Source organism: Peribacillus frigoritolerans (assembly GCF_040250305.1).
GTDB lineage: Bacteria > Bacillota > Bacilli > Bacillales > DSM-1321 > Peribacillus.
In genome coordinates this window covers 5,057,644-5,072,356 of record NZ_CP158190.1, presented here as the reverse complement: position 1 = coordinate 5,072,356, position 14,713 = coordinate 5,057,644, and the positions used below count along the sequence as shown (strand labels likewise).

Here is a 14,713-nt window from a genome sequence, read left to right as displayed (position 1 = left end):
AAATAGACAACAGGTGAAGAGGCATGTTGGTTAAATCAGATGTATGCATAGTCGGATCAGGTCCTGGAGGAGCCCTGCTGGCTTACCTATTGGCCAAGCAGGACATTTCAGTCGTTTTGCTTGAAAGGCATTCTGAGGTTTCAAGGGAGTTCAGGGGCGAGTTCTTGAACGATGAAGGAGAGGGCATTCTTAAAAAGCACGGTTTATTCAAGAGTGTGGAAAGACTTGGCTTGCTAAGGATGGAACAAATTGAATATTGGCATGAAGGCCAAATATTCAAAAGGATTTTCCCTGAATGGCCGGTCGATCATGTTGGGATACATGTCCCTCAAAATCATCTGCTTACAGCTATATTGAATGAAGCTGAAAAGCTGGACTCTTTTCAATTGATGATGAATACGAGGGTTACCGGCTTGATACAGGATGAAATGGGTCGTTTTACGGGAGTCAAGGCTCGAAATGGCGGAAATGACCTGGAAGTGCAAAGTTCATTGATAATCGGAGCGGACGGCAGATTTTCCATCGTTCGAAAAAAAGCGGGAATTCCAGTCGTGATTAAAAATCATGGCTATGATTTACTATGGGCAAAAATTCCTGCTCCGGAGGGATGGAAGCCTTCGATCAAAATGGCATTGGTCAATGGCTCCCAGGTTGCCCTCTTTACCCAGGCTGGAGGTTACATCCAAATTGGCTGGAATATAGATCATGGTTCATTTCCCCATTTGCGAAAACAGCATTTTGAACCGTTCATAGAAGATTTGCTTTTTGCCTTTCCAGAATTAAAAAAGGTTGTGTATGAAAAGATCCGCTCTTGGCAGGACTTCATTTTATTGGATGTTTACAGCAGCTATTGTGAAACGTGGACAAAGGATGGCGTTGCTTTATTAGGTGATGCAGCCCATACGATGACACCTACAGGTGCGTTCGGACTCAATTGTGCCATGAAGGATGCCGATATATTGGCCGAGCTTATTTCTGGGGGCATCCTGCAGGAGGATACTGGCTTCCTTGGACTTAAAATGGCTGAGCCAAAAAGAAAAGCCGAGATTGAAAGATTGCAGGCCATTCAGGAGGACAAGGAAATGTCCTTCGCATCACAGTTTGCCGCAGCTTATGTTTGAATAGGAGTGAAGGAGTATGAAATTCGGTTTCGATATTGACGATACCCTTATTAACTTGAGGGAGTTCGCGTTCCATCTTTATAATGAAAAGCTTAAGACGAATATAGAGTTAACGAAATTCAGAGCTTTAAAGACGTTGGAGATCCATGAAGCTTTCGGGCTTGATAAAGAGGCTGGGGGCAAAATGTGGAACAGCCTTGCCGATGAAGTGTATTATTCATCCTGTCCAGCCTTCGAGGGCGCAGTGGAAACGCTGCAGGAGCTTGAGCGCGATGGTCACGAAATCTATTACATCACAGCCAGAAAAGCGGAGCATGGTGACCGGACGAAAAAATGGCTGATTGAAAATGGCTTTCCGGTTAAGGAAGACCATTTTTACTGCGGGATGAAGGATCATGAAAAAATTGATACGATCCGCAAATTGGGATTGGATTATTATTTTGATGATAAACCGGCAGTGCTGGAAACTTTATTGGATATTCCAACGAAAGTGTATGCAATGGATAACTCCTATAACAGGGAATTGGATATTCCAAGACTGACAAGCTGGTTTGAATTAAAAGAAATCCTCTCCAAATAATACATTTACATTATTGACGGATGACTTGATAGACTTGGGTCATCCTTTTTTTGTATACTAATATGAATAGTGGTTCATTTTTTTGGTAAAAAAACAAGAGAGTCGGGGGTAATGGGATGGAGAGAAATATTGAACAGTCATTGATAGGCACGCTTGGGATTGAAATGAAAGAAGTCGGCGAGGGGAAAGTCATTGCGACGATGCCAGTGGATGAACGGACTAGGCAGCCGTATGGTTTATTGCATGGGGGAGCATCCGTTGCCCTTGCGGAATCCGTTGCAAGCTTTGGCGGGATGCAGCTGGTAGATAGTACAAAACAAGCTGTCGTCGGCCTTGAAATCAATGCCAATCATGTTAGGGGCGTCCGTTCAGGTTTTGTTACCGCAGAAGGGAACATCATCCATCGCGGGAAGACGACGATGGTGTGGGACGTGAAGATACGTGATGAAGAGGATCATCTTATCTGCATTTCACGCTGTACATTGGCCGTTATCGACTTACCGAAGTCAAAGTGAATCAAAAGAACAATCGCAAATTGACGCAATGATTCTACAGTATCCGGTTTAAGTATAATATGGCAGTAGACTATTGTATGAAAAGAGGTTTTTTTATGCTGGTGGGTCATATACAAGAAATCACCCGTCATCCTGTAAAATCATTCACTGGTGAACAGGTACAGAAAACGAAGGTGATGGACTATGGACTATATGGAGATCGCAGTCATGCTTTTAAAGATAAAAATGGGAAGTTCCTGACGATAACCCAAGTCCCGGAGATGGTCTGTTATCAAGCTGTTTTTTCTGGTGAGGAAACCCTTGGCCAATATCCGGAAATCAAAGTGAAGACTCCTTCAGGAAACGTGCTGACATGGGGAGAGGAAGCCTTTCAGGAAGAAATGGAACGATTGTTAAAACAGGAGGCAGCACCCGTTGTTTATCACCCTGCACATATTCCGTTAGGAGCGATTGAAGAAGAAAACATCCTGCTTGTCAGTGATGCCTCGATTGGCGAATTGACAAAACTTTGGGGAAAAGAACTGGATGGCAGGAGATTCAGGCAAAATTTAGTGCTATCTTTAGTGAACAAAACGCCCTTTTTAGAAGAGAAATGGTTCGGAAAAAGGATTCTAATCGGAAATGAAGTGGAATTGGAGATCAAAAGGCATTGTGAACGCTGTATGATCATAACTGTCGATCCAAGCGATTCACATAGAGATCCATCACTCCTGAAAACTGTCGTCAAGGAAAGGAAAAATCATTTTGGCGTATATGCCTCGGTCGTGCAAACAGGTGAAATCAGAGTGGGCGATGAGGTATTTTTAAAGGATTGAGACAGAAAAGAGCTGCTCCTGTAATCAGGGCAGCTCTTTTGCAATGGCAGGAATCACCGGGTTTTCTTTAAATCATCCTGGACACTCCGATCCCACATTTTTACGCCAGTATGATAAGCCGAGCGCATGATTAAATGTCCGGCAACAGGGCTGGTCATGAAGATAAAGATGATCGCAAGCACGACCCGGAAATCGAAATGGCTATGTTTATAATAAAAATATAACAAGGTGCCGATCAGGATGAACATGATTCCAAGTGTCGAGCTTTTTGAGGCAGCGTGATTTCTTGTATAGACGTCGGGTAGCCGGATGATGCCGAAAGCCGAGACTAAAAAGAGAAAGACTCCCATTAAAAGGAATAGGGCCGATAGGATTTCAACGATTGCGGTCATCTTCGATTATCTCCCCTTTCTCAAGGAATTTAGCGAAAGCGACCGTTCCGATGAAAGATAGGATTCCGAGCAGAAGAATGGCTTCCAGATATGCGCTTGTATCCATGACAATGGAGGCAAGTGCAACGATTGCGATAAGATTGATTCCCATTGCATCGAGTGCGATGACCCGATCCGGTACGGAAGGCCCTTTGATTAAACGGTATAAGAATCCAATCATGGAAAGCGAAACACCTAGCAGTGCGATTTTAAGCATTAGATCGAACATTATTTGCTCACCTCCATAATCGCTTTTTCAAATGTATTTTTAATGCTGTCAACGGCCTCATCTTTGTCGGCAATATCCATCGCGTGGATATAAAGAATCCGATTATCTTCCGATACTTCAACGACAAGTGTTCCTGGTGTCAGCGTAATTAGATTCGATAGTATCGTAATTTCCCAATCCTTGGCCAGCACGGTTTCAAATGCGAATATGCCAGGTCTCATATCCAGGTTCGGTTTAAGCACGGCCTTAAGGACGCTAATGTTGGAAAGTATGAGTTCCCTTGCGAATATGAGCAGCAATAGAACGACGGCATTCACCCTTTTCAAGTAAAAACGATCATTGAAAAAATGACGGAAGACGAACATGATGCCGAGCCCCAATATATATCCGATGATAAAAGTGCTCCCGTTAAACTCATTTTTTAAAAACATCCAGATAAACGCAAGGAACACATTCAGTAAAATTTGGAATGACATCAGGCACTACTCCTTTAAAACCGCTTTGTTATAGATTTCGGGATTCATTAATGAATCTACAGCTTGTGTAATGTATGGGTAAACCGCTTCTGTCCCTACTCCGAATAAAACGGAAATGATGACGAGGAGGACTGCCGGAACCAGCATTTTATTTACCGTTTTATTAGTTAAGGCATAATCAGCTTTTGGAGTTCCCCAAAAGCCATTCATGAATATTTTCATGACGGAATATAGGACCATCAAGCTCGAAAGCAAGACAATGGCCATTCCTAAGTATGCCCCTTTTTCTGCTGCTCCCTGAAGAATCAGGAGCTTGCCTGCAAAACCGCTGAACGGCGGGATTCCCGCCAGCGATATGGCAGCTATGAAGAAGGTCCATGCAACGGCCGGGTATTGCTTGATCAAGCCGCCCATGTTCCGCAAATCATCCGATCCGCTGATTTTGATCATGATGCCAACCAGCAGGAAGAGCGCAGCCTTGATCAGCATGTCATGAATGATATATAGAATGGAGCCTGATAAGGCCTGTTCATTCATGACGGAGATTCCGAATAGGATAACCCCGACGGCGATGATGATATTGTAAATGATGATTTTTTTTACATCCCAATAGGCTATCGCACCAATGACACCGATAATGATGGTCAAGATAGCAAGTATCGCAAGGAAAGTATGGGTGAAATCCTGGTCATGATAAAACATGAGTGTATAGGTCCTGAAAATGGAATAGATCCCGACCTTTGTCAGCAATGCCCCGAAAAGGGCCATCACTGGAATCGGCGGAGCATAATAAGACCCAGGCAGCCATTGGAAGAGCGGGAAAATGGCTCCCTTCAAACCGAATACGATCAGAAAGCCAATCGCTATCACCGAGATGATTCCAGGCTGGTTGACTTCCGTTATCCTCTGGCTGATGTCCGCCATGTTCAATGTGCCTAGAACTGAATAAAGATACGCTACCATGATGACGAAAAAGGAAGAGGAAAGCACATTGACGATGATATACTTCAATGATTCCCTGAGTTGGATTTTCGTCCCTCCCAGTACCAGCAGCACGTAGGAAGCCATCAGCATGACTTCGAAAAATACGAATAGATTAAAAAGATCCCCCGTTAGAAAGGCACCGTTTACTCCAATCAGCAAAAATTGAAATACAGGATAATAATAATGTCTTTCACGTTCCTCCCCTATGGAGTAAAACGAATAAAGCAGTATAGCCAATCCAATGACATTCGTGGTCAGTACGAGCAGCGAAGAAAGCATATCTGCGACGATCACGATGCCGAATGGCGCATCCCAGCTGCCGACACCTAAAGTCAAGATCCCTTGAGAATGGACTGTATACACTAGATAAAGGGAAATCCCAATTCCGATAAGAGAGGAAGTAAGGGATATCCCTCTTTGCAGCTTGATTTTTTTGGCAAAGAATATGAGAAGGATGCCTGTGAAAAGCGGCCATAAAACAGGCATGAAAGTAAGATTATTCATTCGCTTCCGTACCTCTCATTTCTTCCATGTCATCCGTACCGAGTTCCTGGTAGGTCCGATAAGCAAGTACCAGCAAAAATGATGTGACTCCGAAACTGATGACGATCGCCGTCAAGATAAGCGCTTGCGGAAGCGGATCGACATAGGATGCAGCTTCATCACTTAGCAATGGAACGGAACCGCCTTTCAAACCGCCCATCGTCAAAATCAAAAGGTGGGCGCCGTGACTGAGCAGCCCTGTACCGATTATGATTCTTAAAATGCTTTTGGAAAGCATTAAATAGGTCGCACACATAAATAGTATTCCAATGACAATGGCCATTAAAAGTTCCATTATTCACTCTCCCCTATCGTTTGAATAATGGTCATCGTTACACCAACAACCACAAGATAAACACCCAGATCAAAAAGTACCGCGGTATGGAGCGAGATGTGCCCAAGGAGCGGTAAATCAACATAATGATAAACATGTGTCATGAGGGGCACCCCGAAAAATAGCCCACCGGCTACGGTCAGGCTTGATATGAACAAGCCTGACCCGATCATTAATTTATAGTCAATCGGCAGGATGCCGGTGACGGTTTTAATGTCGAAAGCGAGCAACAGCAGGACAATCGCGGCTGAAGTCATTAACCCGCCGACAAACCCGCCTCCTGGCGAATAATGCCCGCCTAAAAAGATGGCTACCGCAAACAGCAAGATAACAAAGGCGGCGACTTTCGTAACCGTTTGGAGAATTAGGTCATTTTGCCTCATGATTTATCTTTCCCCCCTGTCAAACGCAATTTGATCATCGCGAATATTCCGAGCGCAGCGATGGAAAGGACACTGATTTCAAACATCGTATCAAGTCCGCGGAAGTCAACGAGAATGACATTTACGACGTTTTTCCCGCCTGCCTCCTTATAAGCATTTTCAAGATAGTAATTGGATATGGAATCAAATAGTTTATTGCTATGTGCCGATAAGGCAATCAATGTCACGATGACCCCTACACCAATGGATATCAGGGCATTATTCAACTTGAATGTCATCCGTTCTTCCTTTCTGCTTGCCATTAAAGGAAGGTGGAAGAAACAGAGCAAAAACAGCGATACCGAAATCGTTTCGATGACTAGTTGAGTCAAGGCTAAATCCGGTGCCCGTAGCAAAACGAAAAATAGGGAAATCGTATAACCGACGGCTCCTAAGATGATTATGGAAGTTAAACGGGATCTTGCAAACAGAATGGCGATCGAGCCAATCACGATGATCGAAGCTAATACCAATTCATATATGCTGATCCGGGCAAAATTCCCTGTATCCAATTTAAATGCATCCTTCCAATAGAGCGTAAAGCCCAAGGAAAGAATGAAGAAAAGGAAGATTGAAAGCAGATACGTCCGAATAGAACCTGTCATTAATACTTTCATGACGAAGGAAGCTGAGCGTTCGAGACCTCTTACCCCGTTATCATAAAAAGCATTCAGGGATATACGTTCAGGAATCCACTGAGTGATCTTCTGCCACTTCGGAAGCGTTTTGTATAAAAGGATTCCAAATGCTATGATTCCGATGGTCATCCATACTTCAGGTTGGAATCCATGCCAGAAGGCGATATGGACTTGGAAATCCGGTCCCGCCAAGCTTGGCTGTATGCCGGCTACCGCAGGTTTAATGATTGATGAAGATAGCAAGTTTGGAAAAATACCGAAAACGATAACCAACGAAGCAAGGATGATCGGGGATATCAGCATCCCGATCGGCGCCTCGTGGGGCTTCTTTTCCAATAGTTGTAACTGAAGTTTGCCTGTAAAGGGTTTGAGCACGACAATCATGCTATAAATAAAAGTGAATACACTGGCTACCCAAGCCACCACAGGGAACAGGCCCCCCCATGTCTCCATATTGAAGATATTCAATTCCAATACATTCACCATGCTGGCCAAGAACATTTCCTTGCTCAAAAAACCATTGAAGGGCGGAAGTCCAGCCATTGAAAAAGCACCTATGACAGCGACGGTGAAAGTGATTGGCATCAACTGCATCAATCCGCCTAGCTTTCTGATATCACGGGTACCGGTTTCATGATCAATGATGCCTGCAACCATGAAAAGGCTGCCTTTGAAGGTCGCATGATTAATCAAGTGGAATACTGCTGCAACCGTAGCTGCCAAGTATATATTTTCCCCTAAAGATTCATAGTGGAGGGCAGCCGCACCAAGTCCCAAAAGCGACATGATCAATCCGAGCTGACTGATGGTGGAAAAAGCGAGAATCCCCTTTAAATCAGTCTGCTTGATAGCAGAGAATGAGCCCCAGAACAGGGTGATCAATCCGGCGATCGAAACGAGCCAGAACCATAATCCTGATTCTGCAAATACAGGGCTTAATCGGGCAACCAAATAAATTCCGGCCTTGACCATTGTGGCGGAATGAAGGTAAGCACTGACCGGTGTCGGGGCTTCCATAGCGTCAGGAAGCCAGATATGGAACGGGAACTGTGCGGATTTAGTGAACGCGCCAAGCAGCACAAGCAAAAGTGCAGGAGTGAAGAGCGAGTGGTCCATAAGTTCCCCGCTTTGTGCAATCAATTCACGTATGCTGAATGTGTTCCCCATAACGGTAAGGAGAATTATCCCACCAAGCATGCTTAAGCCTCCAAGCACGGTGATCAGCAGGGATTTCTGCGCTCCATAACGTGAACGCTCCCTTTCATTCCAATATCCTATCAATAGAAAAGATGATAAACTCGTGAATTCCCAAAACGAATAGAGGACAATTAGGTTATCGGATAGGACGACACCAAGCATTGCTCCCATGAAAAGCAATAGGAAGACGTAAAATTGGTTCAGCTTTTCTTTCTCTTTCGATAAATAGAAAATTGAATACAGAACGACGAGTGAACCTATACCTGTAATGAGCAAGGCGAACAAAAGCCCTAGTCCATCTATATAGAAATCAACATGAATTCCAAGAGAAGGAATCCATGTTGCCCTTTCCATAATGATATCCCCTTGTTTGGTTAAGGAAATGAACCTTGAAAAATAGGTGAAAAGGAGAATAGGTAAAATCAAAACAAACCATCCTGTATGTATTTGTCGAAATAGTTTGTACAATATTGGTACAATAAGTGCTAAAAGAAACGGTGATAATACCGCCCAATGAAGTAAAGACATAAACTCCCCCCTTTTTTAAAACGAAGTCAGTCGTCTTATTATGCTTTTTTCGCGCAATCCTAGACGTTAGGAAATCTTCGTTGAATATGTATTTTATTATCGAATGCTTGTCTCGCTTAAAAGTATAACGCAATTTATGTGGGTTTGCATGGCATTAAAAACGGTGAAGGCCAACTTGAATGATGTTTTATATATAGGTAGAAAAGGAGGGGAAACCCACCAGAAAAATTTATTGAAAAAAGTTTTTCCAGGGTGAATTAGTAGAGTATCCATTGTGAAATGGTGGATTATCTTGCATAATATAGGATAAAAGACGCGTGGATGGAGAAATCATGAAAAACACATATTTACTTAGCTATTTACCAATCATTTCAATTCTATTATTCAGCCTCTCCTTTGCCATTTATGGGGAAATGCAAATGCTCTCTTTATTTGGAAACTTGGGAATCTACCAAGGGATGCTGGAGTTTTTTTCTGAAACCGGCATTAAGCTGGCGCTGCTGATCGTATTGCTCTTATTATTCTTCATGGTTTTTGCCGCATTGAAGCTGATCTCCGATACGATATTGGAGCTGTCTTTATTATTCTTTTCCAAGGATTCTGAAGGTAAAGCCCTGAACAGTGTAAGAAAGGGGTCTGTCATATATGTGATTGGCGGTGCCTGTTCATTGTTCAGTGTTCAATTCATCATCGGGCTTGGGTCCATCTTTATCGCAACGAATGTCGTTGCTTTAATTTATTTTGTCAATAAGTTAAGCCCGAGCCTGAATTTGTCGAGGTTAGTGGGATTGGTTTTCTTTCCAATCTTCGTTTGGACGGCACTGATTTCAATAGTAGCTTATGCAGGATTGAAGCTTTATAACAGCGTCATTGCAAGCCTTCCCATATAGCCATAAAAAAGAAGGTGCCATCTCGGCACCTTCTTTTTTCACTCGGCAGTCTGGCTGATATCTTTCCAAATCAATACATGGGGTGTATGTGAATAAATGGATTGTAGATTGGATGGCTTGTCCCTTCCAATCCAAACCCCCGTTGTATAGTTTGCTGTCAGGCCGACAAACCACATGTCTTTCACATCATTGGTCGTACCGGTTTTACCGCCGACATATTCTGTAGGAAAGTAGGCTTTGCGGGCTGTCCCGGAAATGATCGTTTCATGGAGCAGCTGCCGCATCTTGGTTACGGTGCTTTTGCTCCATATCTCCTTGGAGCGGTCTTTCCATTTATAAAGGACTTTACCTTCTTGATCGGTGACTTTAATAATGGCGCGCGCCGGCTGATAGTTTCCGTCATTGAAGGAAGTATAGGCATTTGTCAGTTCAAGGGGACTCATGCCATATTCGAATCCGCCTATGGCCGAACTCGTATGGTGGTCTTTTTTGCTCACCTTTTTAAAGTCGAAAGCATCGAGGTGCTTGAAACTCGTTTCCACTCCCGTCTTTTCAAAAATTCTTATGGCGGGTGTATTATAGGACTGAGCGAAGGCAGTTCTTAGTGTGACCATCCCGTAGCTGTCGCCGCTATAATTCTTTGGACAATAGCTATTGCTGCAATAGCTTGCTCCGCTAACTAGCTGATTGATGTCTGCATCCGTTTCCTCCAAATAGGGAGCGTAATCGAGAAGCGGCTTAATGGCTGATCCTGGCTGCCTATAGCTTTGGTATGCACGGTTGAAAGAATTTTTTTTATAATCTTTTCCCCCAATCAAAGAGACAAGCTCGTGCGTATGATGCTGTATAACCACTAAAGCTCCCTCGATATCATTGACACCGATTTTTGATTGTACGGCAGTCTTTGACTGTGTTTGCAGCTTGGTATCGAGTGCGGTATGGATGGTTACACCGGAATTCAAAAGCTTTATGACCTTTTTATCCAGCTCAGCTTCCGCTTTCTTACGGATGGCGACTTCAGGGCTTTGCAGAGATTTGTCAAGACCCTCGGAGGATGCCACCAGGTTTTTCAATTCCTGATGAACATATGTCACATAATCGGGATATAAGTCGACCGGGGTGGACAAGTCTAATTTAATCGTACTTTTAATAAGCTTCTCGTACTCGGCCTGTTCTAAATCACCTTCGGCCACCATTTGATTCAGTAATCTCTCCTGACGCTTTTTCGTCGCATCGAAATGTTTAAGAGGGTTATAGTTTTCCGGATTATTAGGGATTGCGGCCAGGAAGGCAAGTTCCGCCTTGGATAACTCTCCAGTCGGTTTGCTGAAATAATATTGGGAAGCAGCTTCGATTCCATAAGCTCCATTACTGAAATATATGGCATTCAAATACAGCTCCATGATTTCCGGTTTTGATTTTTTTCGCTCTATCTGATAGGCGTAAATGAGTTCACTGAGTTTTCGGTTATACGTCCTATTATGTGAAAGATAAACATTCCTGGCCAGTTGCTGGGTAATGGTACTGCCGCCTTGTTCGATTGTTTTATTTTGTGAATTGATAAGAAGCGCCCTGCTTATGCCGGATAGGTCAACGCCAGCATGATCATAAAATTTCTGATCCTCTGTAACGATGAATAGATTTTCCAGGAAGAGGGGGATGTCTTCAAGTTTTAGGTAAGTCCGTTTCTCACCAGTGGAAATTTCACTGATGACCTTTCCATTTGCGGCCTTCATGTAACTATTCTGAGCCAGTTCTATCGATTCAATGGGAATTCGCTCGTCTAGTACATGATAGGGAGATTGAGCTAAGGACCACTCCTGATAGGAAAGGAAAATGAAAAGGATCAATACGGGAATTAAGAGGAAAATCGTGATATAACCAAGATACGTGCGCATAGTTCAACTTCCTAACTAATATATTTTTAGTATGTCCTTGGATTGAAGGGGTGGAAAAATGGTACTTTTGGTTTATTCATCCATCATAATCCAAATAAGATAGACAATAAAGAGTTTTGGGTAAATTAGGTATGACGGCAATAACGTATCCGGATGGGGTTACGAAAAACTTTCTAAATCTTCTGTTATAATAGTCTCGTAAGAAAAAACCATTTTTTGTTTATATGTTGATGTCAGGAATATGAAGGGGGTCATAAAAATGGAGGAACAACAGCAATATGTATTCATTGATTTTGAATTTACGATGCCGGAAGGAAAAGCCAATCCAGTAGGGTTTTATCCGGAAATCATTGAGGTTGGCTTAGTCACCGTCATTAATGAGACCATTCAGGAACAATTCTCATCTTTTGTTAACCCAATGAAATTTCCAGTCTTAACGGGAAGATGCAAAAAGTTCTTGAACATTACCCAGGATCAGGTGGACCGGGGGATTTCATTTGAAGAGCTGGTTAATTTATTGAAGAAAATTGATGAGCAGCACCCGACGACGATTGTTACCTGGGGAAATATGGACATGAAGGTACTTCGCCAGAACTGTCAGAAAGCAGGATTGGATTTCCCTTTTTCAGGGAAACAAAGCGATCTTTGCCTGGAGTATAAACGCTTTTTCGGGGATCAAAATCAAACCGGGCTTTGGAAAGCTGTACAGGCCTATGGCAAGGAAGGGACAGGCAAGCATCACCGGGCGCTGGATGATGCGATTACGACATATAATATCTTTAAGCTAGTGGAGAAAGATAAAAGTTATATGAAAAATCATGAACCGACGACAATTGGCGATCGCATTGATTTATCAAAAGTATTGAATCATTTAGCGTTATAAAAGCCAAATCATATACTACTGATTTGGCTTTTATCATGCTTTATTTAAAATAATCCGCCGCTAGATCTTCAAGCAACTGTAAGCTTTTATCATTCCACTCTGTTTGGGCTTCGCTTAAAGTGCCTTTCATTTTCTCAACAGCTTCTCTTAAGGATTCCTTATACTCAGGAATCTCCTCATTAAAGTTCCTGACCATATTCTTTGGTACATTGGTTTGCTCCCGGAAAGCTAGAGCACGCCGCTGATGGAACATGGACACTTCCGTTTGCTTCGGGTTATGAAGATCTCCCTGCATGGGATGCTTCAAGACAGCCAACACTTTAACAAGATATGCAGCAGGTCTGATATCGGTGACTTCCCCGATGTATTTTCCAGTTTTATATATGGCGGTAACCTTATCGCCGATTTTAAAATCCTGTTCTGACATTTCCCTACCACCTTTCTTTTAACTTCCTTCATGATACATAAGAACGACGATTTTTCACAGCGAATTTGTTCAATTTCGTAAAGATGCTTTTTTTATGAAAATCGTGTAAAGTGTACAAATGAAGATGGAAAATGGTGTTTCATGCCATTTAATTTTAAAAAGAAAGAGGTTATGTAAAATGACAAACTTTCCACAATTAACAAGTGAAGTTTTGGAAAATGAAAAAGCGGTCATCATGCAAACGACGATGGGCGATATTAAAATTAAACTATTCCCTGAACTGGCTCCAAAGACGGTGGAGAATTTCTTGACACATGCTGAAAACGGATATTACGAAGGAATCATCTTTCACCGTGTCATCAAGGATTTCATGCTTCAAGGCGGAGATCCGACAGGCACTGGAATGGGTGGAGAAAGTATCTGGGGAACTCCATTTGAGGACGAGTTCTCCATGCAATTATTCAATTTGCGAGGTGCTCTTTCCATGGCGAATGCAGGCCCAGGAACAAACGGCAGCCAATTCTTCGTTGTACAAGCCCAGCATGTGGACAGCAGGATGGGTGAGCAAATGAAGCAAGCCGGTTATCCGGAAGAAATCATCAGTGCTTATATGGAGCAAGGCGGCACACCATGGCTGGATCATAAACACTCTGTCTTTGGACAAGTGGTCGAAGGCATGGACGTTGTTGATACGATTGCTAACGTAGAGACAGTTGCGGGAGACAAGCCTGCAGTGGACGTGGTCATTAAAGGAATCACCATTTTATAAATAAAAGAGAAGCGAGAGGCTCAGTGCCTCTCTTTTTTTCGGGGTTTAGTAGATTAAGCCCACTAGTGGATTGTTCTGGTAATTGATATAATGGGATAATGCAGTTTAATTCCCTATCAGGAAGGATGTATCGGATGGACTTTCTCAATCATGCTTTACTAGGTTTGTTTCTTTACTTTCCGGAAGACAAGACTGAATATATCTCAGCTGGTATAACTTGCTTCATTTTTTTAGTGGCGGCCGTTTTTACGATGAGGGCAATTATAAGATATTCAAAGAAGGAAGAATTGAAAACGAAGCAATTCGAAGATGAGGTCACCAGAAGGAACCAGCGTATAAAGGATGATACCATTTCTTGATCCCGGAAGATGCCGTGCATCACTAGGGTGCCCCCGTTTTTTGAATATTGATTATCTGAATATGAATGGTATTATGTTTTGTTAGAAGGGCGTAAAGAATTAAATGTTCCCTTATCAGCATAAGCATTTTATACTATAAGCATAGAGATAGAAATTTTGGGGGCGTAAATTGGTTATGCAAATCGTAGCTAAAAGAATGATTGCGGCAGATACGGTCAAGGATTTTTTCATTCAGCACTGGGAGACGACCCAAGTCGTTTTTTCAAGAGGCTTGTTTCATTATGCGGAACTTGAGGGCTTTGGGGTGATGGACGAAAATGAAAAAATCACGGGGTTGGGAACATACAAATTGTCCGACCATGTATGTCAGATCATCTCTTTGAACAGTGAGCATGAGAATCAAGGTGTTGGCTCATCATTGCTTTATGTGATGGAAAATATCGCTAAGGAAAAAAATTGCCATACTATTAAAGCGATTACAACGAACGATAATCTACAGGCATTGAAGTTTTTTCAAAAGCGTGGTTATGTCATTTCGGAAGTCGTTAAAAATGCCGTGGAAGAATCACGGAAAATCAAGCCGGAAATTCCATTTTACAGTTTTGATGGAATTCCGATCCGAGACGAGATAATTCTGGAGAAATACTTATAATAAGGTGTAGTTCACCTGGATA

Annotated in this window: 18 protein-coding genes; 9 read left to right on the top strand and 9 right to left on the bottom strand. The window is 42.7% G+C overall.

The features are described 5' to 3' along the window. Positions 1-23 precede the first annotated feature (23 nt). The 4 genes from ABOA58_RS25115 to ABOA58_RS25100 all read left to right on the top strand — a co-directional run bounded on the left by ABOA58_RS25115 (position 24) and on the right by ABOA58_RS25100 (position 3,031). Positions 24-1,121: an FAD-dependent monooxygenase gene (locus tag ABOA58_RS25115; RefSeq protein ID WP_350300455.1), complete on the top strand. Its 1,098-nt coding sequence runs from the start codon at positions 24-26 to the stop codon at positions 1,119-1,121. Positions 1,122-1,137: 16 nt separating this feature from the next. Continuing rightward, positions 1,138-1,701, top strand: coding sequence for a 5' nucleotidase, NT5C type (locus tag ABOA58_RS25110; RefSeq protein WP_350300454.1), 564 nt, complete (start codon positions 1,138-1,140; stop codon positions 1,699-1,701). Between the two features lie 116 nt (positions 1,702-1,817). Next, the gene (locus ABOA58_RS25105; protein ID WP_350300453.1) at positions 1,818-2,216 is read left to right on the top strand and encodes a hotdog fold thioesterase; all 399 of its coding nucleotides are present in this window, start codon (positions 1,818-1,820) and stop codon (positions 2,214-2,216) included. Positions 2,217-2,311: 95 nt separating this feature from the next. Then, positions 2,312-3,031 (top strand): MOSC domain-containing protein, encoded by a 720-nt coding sequence (locus ABOA58_RS25100; RefSeq protein WP_350300452.1) that lies wholly within the window; start codon positions 2,312-2,314, stop codon positions 3,029-3,031. 53 nt (positions 3,032-3,084) lie between these two features. Here ABOA58_RS25100 and mnhG read toward each other — a convergent pair whose 3' ends face one another. Genes mnhG through ABOA58_RS25065 form a run of 7 tightly spaced genes read right to left on the bottom strand, consistent with a single transcriptional unit; the run spans position 3,085 to position 8,813 of the window. Continuing rightward, on the bottom strand, positions 3,085-3,423 hold the full coding sequence (gene mnhG / locus ABOA58_RS25095; protein ID WP_048687653.1) for a monovalent cation/H(+) antiporter subunit G: 339 nt from the start codon (positions 3,421-3,423) through the stop codon (positions 3,085-3,087). Further along, complete coding sequence (locus ABOA58_RS25090; protein WP_370023645.1) at positions 3,407-3,679, bottom strand: Na(+)/H(+) antiporter subunit F1; 273 nt, start codon at positions 3,677-3,679, stop codon at positions 3,407-3,409. Before ABOA58_RS25090 ends, mnhG begins: the two co-directional genes overlap by 17 nt. 11 nt (positions 3,680-3,690) lie before the next feature. Beyond that, positions 3,691-4,167: a Na+/H+ antiporter subunit E gene (locus ABOA58_RS25085; RefSeq protein WP_350300451.1), complete on the bottom strand. Its 477-nt coding sequence runs from the start codon at positions 4,165-4,167 to the stop codon at positions 3,691-3,693. A 6-nt stretch (positions 4,168-4,173) separates the two neighbouring features. Next, positions 4,174-5,655 carry a Na+/H+ antiporter subunit D gene (locus ABOA58_RS25080; RefSeq protein WP_350300450.1) on the bottom strand — a complete coding sequence of 494 codons (1,482 nt, stop codon included), beginning with the start codon at positions 5,653-5,655 and terminating at the stop codon, positions 4,174-4,176. Further along, positions 5,648-5,989: a Na(+)/H(+) antiporter subunit C gene (locus tag ABOA58_RS25075; protein ID WP_076368129.1), complete on the bottom strand. Its 342-nt coding sequence runs from the start codon at positions 5,987-5,989 to the stop codon at positions 5,648-5,650. Before ABOA58_RS25075 ends, ABOA58_RS25080 begins: the two co-directional genes overlap by 8 nt. Beyond that, positions 5,989-6,411: a Na(+)/H(+) antiporter subunit B gene (locus ABOA58_RS25070; RefSeq protein ID WP_350300449.1), complete on the bottom strand. Its 423-nt coding sequence runs from the start codon at positions 6,409-6,411 to the stop codon at positions 5,989-5,991. The genes ABOA58_RS25075 and ABOA58_RS25070 overlap by 1 nt, the downstream gene beginning before the upstream one ends. Next, positions 6,408-8,813 carry a Na+/H+ antiporter subunit A gene (locus ABOA58_RS25065; protein ID WP_350300448.1) on the bottom strand — a complete coding sequence of 802 codons (2,406 nt, stop codon included), beginning with the start codon at positions 8,811-8,813 and terminating at the stop codon, positions 6,408-6,410. The genes ABOA58_RS25070 and ABOA58_RS25065 overlap by 4 nt, the downstream gene beginning before the upstream one ends. A gap of 332 nt (positions 8,814-9,145) precedes the next feature. Between ABOA58_RS25065 and ABOA58_RS25060 the strand changes: the two genes are divergently transcribed. Beyond that, positions 9,146-9,703, top strand: coding sequence for a DUF5366 family protein (locus ABOA58_RS25060; protein ID WP_350300447.1), 558 nt, complete (start codon positions 9,146-9,148; stop codon positions 9,701-9,703). A gap of 38 nt (positions 9,704-9,741) precedes the next feature. Here ABOA58_RS25060 and ABOA58_RS25055 read toward each other — a convergent pair whose 3' ends face one another. Then, complete coding sequence (locus tag ABOA58_RS25055; RefSeq protein ID WP_350300446.1) at positions 9,742-11,601, bottom strand: transglycosylase domain-containing protein; 1,860 nt, start codon at positions 11,599-11,601, stop codon at positions 9,742-9,744. 259 nt (positions 11,602-11,860) lie between these two features. On the opposite strand from ABOA58_RS25055, the gene kapD reads away from it, so the two are divergent. Then, on the top strand, positions 11,861-12,484 hold the full coding sequence (kapD, locus tag ABOA58_RS25050) for a 3'-5' exonuclease KapD (RefSeq protein WP_350300445.1): 624 nt from the start codon (positions 11,861-11,863) through the stop codon (positions 12,482-12,484). Positions 12,485-12,524: 40 nt separating this feature from the next. On the opposite strand, the gene ABOA58_RS25045 is transcribed toward kapD, so the two are convergent. Next, on the bottom strand, positions 12,525-12,911 hold the full coding sequence (locus tag ABOA58_RS25045; protein WP_350300444.1) for a kinase-associated lipoprotein B: 387 nt from the start codon (positions 12,909-12,911) through the stop codon (positions 12,525-12,527). Between the two features lie 178 nt (positions 12,912-13,089). Between ABOA58_RS25045 and ABOA58_RS25040 the strand changes: the two genes are divergently transcribed. The 3 genes from ABOA58_RS25040 to ABOA58_RS25030 all read left to right on the top strand — a co-directional run bounded on the left by ABOA58_RS25040 (position 13,090) and on the right by ABOA58_RS25030 (position 14,691). Further along, positions 13,090-13,680, top strand: a complete 591-nt coding sequence (locus tag ABOA58_RS25040; protein WP_098371439.1) for a peptidylprolyl isomerase — start codon at positions 13,090-13,092, stop codon at positions 13,678-13,680. 134 nt (positions 13,681-13,814) lie between these two features. Continuing rightward, the gene (locus ABOA58_RS25035; RefSeq protein ID WP_034310272.1) at positions 13,815-14,039 is read left to right on the top strand and encodes a hypothetical protein; all 225 of its coding nucleotides are present in this window, start codon (positions 13,815-13,817) and stop codon (positions 14,037-14,039) included. 175 nt (positions 14,040-14,214) lie between these two features. Then, positions 14,215-14,691: a GNAT family N-acetyltransferase gene (locus tag ABOA58_RS25030; RefSeq protein WP_137016352.1), complete on the top strand. Its 477-nt coding sequence runs from the start codon at positions 14,215-14,217 to the stop codon at positions 14,689-14,691. The last annotated feature ends 22 nt before the right edge of the window (positions 14,692-14,713 follow it).

Coding starts and splice junctions, on each gene's coding strand:
- ABOA58_RS25115 (WP_350300455.1), top strand. CDS start 24: ATGTTGGTTAAATCAGATGTATGCATAGTCGGATCAGGTCCTGGAGGA.
- ABOA58_RS25110 (WP_350300454.1), top strand. CDS start 1,138: ATGAAATTCGGTTTCGATATTGACGATACCCTTATTAACTTGAGGGAG.
- ABOA58_RS25105 (WP_350300453.1), top strand. CDS start 1,818: ATGGAGAGAAATATTGAACAGTCATTGATAGGCACGCTTGGGATTGAA.
- ABOA58_RS25100 (WP_350300452.1), top strand. CDS start 2,312: ATGCTGGTGGGTCATATACAAGAAATCACCCGTCATCCTGTAAAATCA.
- mnhG (WP_048687653.1), bottom strand. CDS start 3,423: ATGACCGCAATCGTTGAAATCCTATCGGCCCTATTCCTTTTAATGGGA.
- ABOA58_RS25090 (WP_370023645.1), bottom strand. CDS start 3,679: ATGCTTAAAATCGCACTGCTAGGTGTTTCGCTTTCCATGATTGGATTC.
- ABOA58_RS25085 (WP_350300451.1), bottom strand. CDS start 4,167: ATGTCATTCCAAATTTTACTGAATGTGTTCCTTGCGTTTATCTGGATG.
- ABOA58_RS25080 (WP_350300450.1), bottom strand. CDS start 5,655: ATGAATAATCTTACTTTCATGCCTGTTTTATGGCCGCTTTTCACAGGC.
- ABOA58_RS25075 (WP_076368129.1), bottom strand. CDS start 5,989: ATGGAACTTTTAATGGCCATTGTCATTGGAATACTATTTATGTGTGCG.
- ABOA58_RS25070 (WP_350300449.1), bottom strand. CDS start 6,411: ATGAGGCAAAATGACCTAATTCTCCAAACGGTTACGAAAGTCGCCGCC.
- ABOA58_RS25065 (WP_350300448.1), bottom strand. CDS start 8,813: ATGTCTTTACTTCATTGGGCGGTATTATCACCGTTTCTTTTAGCACTT.
- ABOA58_RS25060 (WP_350300447.1), top strand. CDS start 9,146: ATGAAAAACACATATTTACTTAGCTATTTACCAATCATTTCAATTCTA.
- ABOA58_RS25055 (WP_350300446.1), bottom strand. CDS start 11,601: ATGCGCACGTATCTTGGTTATATCACGATTTTCCTCTTAATTCCCGTA.
- kapD (WP_350300445.1), top strand. CDS start 11,861: ATGGAGGAACAACAGCAATATGTATTCATTGATTTTGAATTTACGATG.
- ABOA58_RS25045 (WP_350300444.1), bottom strand. CDS start 12,911: ATGTCAGAACAGGATTTTAAAATCGGCGATAAGGTTACCGCCATATAT.
- ABOA58_RS25040 (WP_098371439.1), top strand. CDS start 13,090: ATGACAAACTTTCCACAATTAACAAGTGAAGTTTTGGAAAATGAAAAA.
- ABOA58_RS25035 (WP_034310272.1), top strand. CDS start 13,815: ATGGACTTTCTCAATCATGCTTTACTAGGTTTGTTTCTTTACTTTCCG.
- ABOA58_RS25030 (WP_137016352.1), top strand. CDS start 14,215: ATGCAAATCGTAGCTAAAAGAATGATTGCGGCAGATACGGTCAAGGAT.